The sequence below is a fragment of the Chamaesiphon sp. OTE_75_metabat_556 genome, from assembly GCF_031378165.1.
In the GTDB taxonomy this organism is placed as follows: domain Bacteria; phylum Cyanobacteriota; class Cyanobacteriia; order Cyanobacteriales; family Chamaesiphonaceae; genus Chamaesiphon.
In genome coordinates, this window is record NZ_JANNDR010000453.1 from 1 (window position 1) to 5569 (window position 5569).

5 protein-coding genes are annotated in these 5569 nt (G+C 46.3%); 4 read left to right on the plus strand and 1 reads right to left on the minus strand.

The features are described from left to right. Nucleotides 1-462: cation-transporting P-type ATPase (locus RMO27_RS18345; RefSeq protein WP_309735177.1), on the minus strand; the 462-nt coding region annotated here is incomplete at its 3' end. 325 nt (nucleotides 463-787) lie between these two features. Here RMO27_RS18345 and RMO27_RS18350 point away from each other — a divergent pair. The 4 genes from RMO27_RS18350 to RMO27_RS18365 form a co-directional block, all read left to right on the plus strand. Next, complete coding sequence (locus tag RMO27_RS18350; RefSeq protein WP_309735179.1) at nucleotides 788-2740, plus strand: GTPase; 1953 nt, start codon at nucleotides 788-790, stop codon at nucleotides 2738-2740. Nucleotides 2741-2989: 249 nt separating this feature from the next. Then, complete coding sequence (locus RMO27_RS18355; protein WP_309735183.1) at nucleotides 2990-3613, plus strand: hypothetical protein; 624 nt, start codon at nucleotides 2990-2992, stop codon at nucleotides 3611-3613. Then, nucleotides 3607-5052, plus strand: coding sequence for a hypothetical protein (locus RMO27_RS18360; protein WP_309735186.1), 1446 nt, complete (start codon nucleotides 3607-3609; stop codon nucleotides 5050-5052). Before RMO27_RS18355 ends, RMO27_RS18360 begins: the two co-directional genes overlap by 7 nt. 56 nt (nucleotides 5053-5108) lie before the next feature. Beyond that, a partial coding sequence (locus RMO27_RS18365; protein ID WP_309735188.1) for a helix-turn-helix transcriptional regulator occupies nucleotides 5109-5569 on the plus strand: 461 nt, incomplete at its 3' end.

Here is a 5569-nt window from a genome sequence, read left to right on the forward strand (position 1 = left end):
GCTGTCGCGTAATACCCTCACCTGGGGTGCAGCCATCCGTTTGAGGGCGGCTAATGCTTGTTCGGCGCGGCTTTCTTGGAAATAACCTAAAATCCCGTTGAGGATGACGATCGAGAGAATGGCGATCGTATCTTTATACGGCAATCCAGTTGTCTTTCCCGCCTGAATTTCCATAAAGTCAAAGATACCAGAAACCACCGCCACGACGAGCAACATTACCAACATAATATTGGTAAATTGATCGAGGAGAATCTGCCACCATTGCCGACTAGCCGTTGCTACTAATTCATTCGCGCCAAATTCTTGTTGTCGATCGATTACTTGTTGATCGGTTAAACCTGTTCGATCGTTTGTTTCGAGTTGTGAGCAGGTTCGATCGATCGTCAGTGTGTGCCAATTAGGATCTACATCTACCGTTAATTGCCGTTGGCTCGAAGCGGGATGCTGTTGTGATAAAGGCATAGGAAAAGAAGTGAAGAATGATTCAAGTTTTCATCAATAAGATCGGAAACCAATGATTTGCGATCGGTAGATAATGTCGTTGGCGAACCCAAATCATCGGATCGATCGTCGGGTTAAGCAAGCTATGGAAATTGCGATTTTCAAGGCTACAAAAACGTTTCCCACTGTGAATGACCGATATTCAAGATTAATCAATTAAAACAATAAAATTCTCATCCCAAAGATATAGATTTAAAACGTCTTAATAACTTGTAACACAATCGGTGTATTTCGCGGAGATCGATCGAATATGATATCGTCAGATTGATGCTTACAGGAGCGCGATATGCAATTAAAACCTTGGCAGTGGGCTATTTTAATATCGCCGATCGCAAGTGTCGTCATCTTCCTGCTGATCGCTGCGGGCACCCAGATTCATGAGTGGGGCATTAACTGGATTTGGGGTGTATTGACTCTATTATTAGTCGGTTGGCGATGGTTGCTGGTACGCTGGACACAATCCTCGATCGGGAAAGGTGCCGATGTGATCGCCGCCGCGAGTCGCGAACTAGAGACAATTACTGCCAATGCTACGCCATTGACTGGCGATGCTGCCGATCTTGTGACCGCAGTACTCCAACAGGTAATTACTGATTCTCAACTCGATCGACCGATTTGGGAAGACTGGACGACATTTTGGCAGCGGTGTCAGGAACTAATCGTCGCCATTGCCAAGATCTACCATCCCGAAGTCAAATATCCGCTGCTGAATATCTATGTCACCCAAGCCTACGGACTAATTCGGGGTACCACTGATGATATGGACGAATGGATGCAGAAACTCGCTCCCGCACTCAATCGCGTGACGATCGCTCAGACTTATGAAGCCTACGAAACCTATCAAAAATTAGCACCATCCGCACAGAAATTCCTACAAGTGTGGAACTGGGCACAATGGGTACTCAATCCCGCTGCGGCGATCGCCAAGCGTGCCACCAAGGGGTCGGCGAGTATGGCCGATCGTCAGCTTTTAGTAAATTTGGGTCAACTGACTCGCGAAGCGGCCTTAACGAACCTCTGTCGTCAAGCTGTGGCACTATATAGCGGTCAGATCCCGTCTTTGCAACCGATCGCGCCGAAAGCTCCCACCACCGCCAATACCCAAAGCCTCCGCGAGATCCTGGTGGCTGCCGAACCGCCTGCCAAGATCGAGCAAAAACCGATCGATATTCTGTTAGTCGGGCGGACTGGAGCGGGCAAAAGTAGCCTGATTAACACGTTATTTGAGTCAGAATTAGCCGTTGTCGATGTCTTGCCCAGTACTGACAAGATCCAAAATTATCAATGGCAAACTGACAGTGGTGAGAGCTTGACGCTGTGGGATAGTCCTGGCTATGAGCAAGCCAGTCGTGAGGATTTGCGATCGCAAGTCCTCACTTATGCGGCGACGGCGGATCTATTATTATTAGTGACTCCAGCTCTCGATCCGGCGTTGCAGATGGATCGGGACTTTTTGCAGGAGCTGAAGAATACCGCCCCCGATTTGCCAGTAGTAACGATTGTCACGCAAGTCGATCGAGTCCGCCCGCTGCGGGAGTGGACGCCGCCTTATGATTGGCAATGGGGGACGCGTCCCAAGGAAGTTGCCATTCGCGAAGCGACGGCATATCGGAATGAATTTTTAGCTGAGTACTGCGATCTAGTTTTACCGATAGTTAATGCCGATCCCAACATCGATTCGGCAGAGCCGACGCTACGCGAACGAGCGGCTTGGGGTATCGATACTTTATCATTAGCCCTACTCCAAAAAATCGAGCCGAGTAAGCAGATTCGCCTCGCCCGCTTTTTACGCAATCTCGATGCGCGGATTGTGGCGGCGGCGCAAATTATCGATCGCTACAGTCTCCAGATGACGACGACGCAGGGACTCACCCAACTGCTCAAAAGTCCCGTGCTAGAGTTTATCTCCACAATGACGACTGGCACGCCAGCACTGGCGCAAGTCCTCGCCGCCCAAATTCCCGTCGAGCAGTTACCCGTCGTTATTGGGAAGTTGCAAATGGCTTACGATCTGCACTCGTTGTTAAATACTAGCCAGCCGAAATCGTTGATGAAGTCGCTCGGAACGAGCTTCGATTTCGATCTCTTAGCTCTATGGCCATTATTACTAAATAACGCTGCTGCTCCAAATAAAAATGCTTATGCTTTCGGCCATACACTAGTAGAGTATTGGACGCGATCGATTACGGTCGATCGATTGTCGGAGCGGTTTAGTCATTATTTACAGCTCGATCGTTAATTTAGAGATATGCCGATCGATTAAATTGTTTGGGCTGCTCATCCACCGCGAGGACAAAGGCATCACCTACTGGCAATATGCCCAGCTACGACAAACGGCTTATAAAAAAGGATGGTAATCTCCAAACTAGTAGACTTGCGACTCATCAACCTGACATTTGACAGCTTTATTGCTCTTAATAATTGACAATGTCAGATTGTCGAGCTAAGCTGAGATCGTAGGCAAACTTCTACTTGCGGAGGAAGTAACATGGCTGATGGAGATATTTTCCGTAATGGGCTTGGTTTCTACAAAAAGCTGTATGAGTGGCTTTGTGAGAATAAAGCGAGTATGTCTGAGTGTACTCAGATTGTGATTAAGGCACTAAAGCAAGATCTCAAAAAGAAAGGAGATCTGCCGATTAAGCTTGCACAAGTTATGGGTGAAAGATTATTCCAAATTCTTAGTATGGAGGGCGAAAATAAATCTGTTGACTGGGGTAGTGCAAATAGGGAGATAGAAAAAATACTTCAAGTTGATGGAATGCATGATATTAAGGAGCTTATTCTCTGTGCTGGCAAGAGTTTTCTGCATGAGCTTAGGTATGGTGGCGATCTAGAACTAAATGCGAGTAGTATTTCGGAAGCAATTTTGGGACAATACATGACCACAGTGTTTGAGTCAGGATTTCATGGTCGCCTACCGCTAACCGATGAACATCATGCCGGAATGAACGATCGGACTCTTAAACAACAAATTCAAGAAATTCAGCCTGCGGTTGTTTCTGCGATCGGTAATTGGGCAAACAAGGCAAATATCGATGGAAGTATAGCCAAATTACGACTACCACGCCGTCAAGTAAATCCAGTGGATATGGATGAAGATCTATGCTAGGCATCAAGAACGAAATTCGCACCCAGGATAGTGATTACACTCTAGATTTTGGCTCTGGGCTAAATAGTAATGGGCGTATTCAGTTTACAGATCGTGCTACCAAGAAGGAGAGTTATGTAGAAATTGCGCTGGACGATCGAGAATTCAAGCTCCGATCTAAACAGGAGTTTCCTTCTGTAGTTGCCGATCTCATGGATCTTGCTGTTGCGATCCATGCTGCAGATCGTCTTGCCTTCCAAAACCTGCGCCAAGCGCAAACCCGTATTCATGTGATACTGCCAGTGCGTCACCCTGAAATCATGAATACTGAATTATTTCGATCACAGCTTGAAAGCCTGCTTGAATGGGCTACTGGTAGTCGATGGCTATTTGACTTTTCAAAACGATCGGATGCAGAACGTTCCGTAGTTCAGCAATCGTCATTGTCACTAACATCTCAGCGTGAAGTAGCCATGTGGAGTGGTGGTCTTGATGCTTTTGCAGGTCTATATCAACGATTGCGATCGCATCCAGAAAAGTCATTCGTGCTTTTCGGTACTGGAGGCAATGTTAATGTCCATAGGTTACAGGAAGATACTGAAAAGCAAATTAGAGCGATCTTTCCAGGTCGTTGTACTTTATACCGAGTTCCAATCAGCTTCCGTGATAGCAATGCAGTCAGAAAAAACAAGATTACCCGTGCAAGAGGTGTTGTGTTTGCAATGCTGGGTGCTGCCTGTGCATCTTTGATGGGGCAAAAAGAGCTTTGCTTTTATGAAAACGGAACTGGTGCAATTAATCTCCCCTACCGTCCATCAGCATTGGGTTTAGACCACACCAGATCGGTTCATCCATTGACTTTACTGAAAGTCAGCGATCTCATTTCAGAGCTTCTAGGAGAGCCATTTCGAGTTTGGAATCCTTTCCTATTCTCAACTAAATCTGAAATGTGTCAGATATTAGCGGAAGATACGACATGTAAACTATCTTCGCTAACAAAGTCATGTGATAGCCCACACAGGCATAATCTCAGTCAGTGTGGATATTGCTCCTCTTGCCTGTTGCGCCGACAAGCTCTTGGTGCTGCCAGAATAGAAGATAAAACTCGCTATCTAATATTACATGGAAATTATTTACCAGCGAAAGATCCAAGTGAGAGTTTACGAAATATGCTCGCACAAGTTGACACCCTGCGCTGCTTACTCGTTGGCGCAGCCTCTCCTTTGGAGAATCGATCGAAGCCACAGGAGGTTCAGTGGGAAGCGTTAACACGTAAATTTCCAAACCTAGATGATATTGTCGATCGATGTTATGTCGTAGAAAAATTGACTACGCTGGAGATGCAGAGCAAGTTAATTAGACTTTATCAAAACTACGTTGCGGAGTGGGATGATGTAACGTCGCAACTATCAGTCAACCTCATCAAGAGTAGGGACAGTGAATCGTTATATCGAGACTAGTCGTTGGCAAAGCCTCTCTGCAAGAGAACCGCTTAATAAGATTAAGGAAAACTGTAATGGCCACTAATATATTAGACAACATCGATCTAGGGAGATTGGGGGAACTCCTTCAGCAAGCCCGCAAAAGCTGTGACATGACTCAAGCTCAAGCAGCCGAGATTATTGATGCTGCAAGAACAACTATCGTTGCAATTGAGAAAGGAGAACGCCGGATCAAGGCAACCGAACTGATTAAACTCGCGCGCGCTTATGGCAGAGCCATCGGTGATTTCGTTCAGCCTCGTGCTGTTACAGAGCCTTTTGAGGTTCAATATCGATCGGCATTTGGGCAAAATGAAGCTGAAGCAGCACGGATTAAACCCAGTATTTTGCGATTAGAAGAACTGTGCCAAAATTATCTAGATCTTGAAGCGATGATGGAGGCACCCTTACCTCGAAATTATCCCCAAGAATACAAGATCGATAATATGCCAATCGAGGCGGCAGCCGAAAGTATTGCCATCTCAGAGCGTCAGCG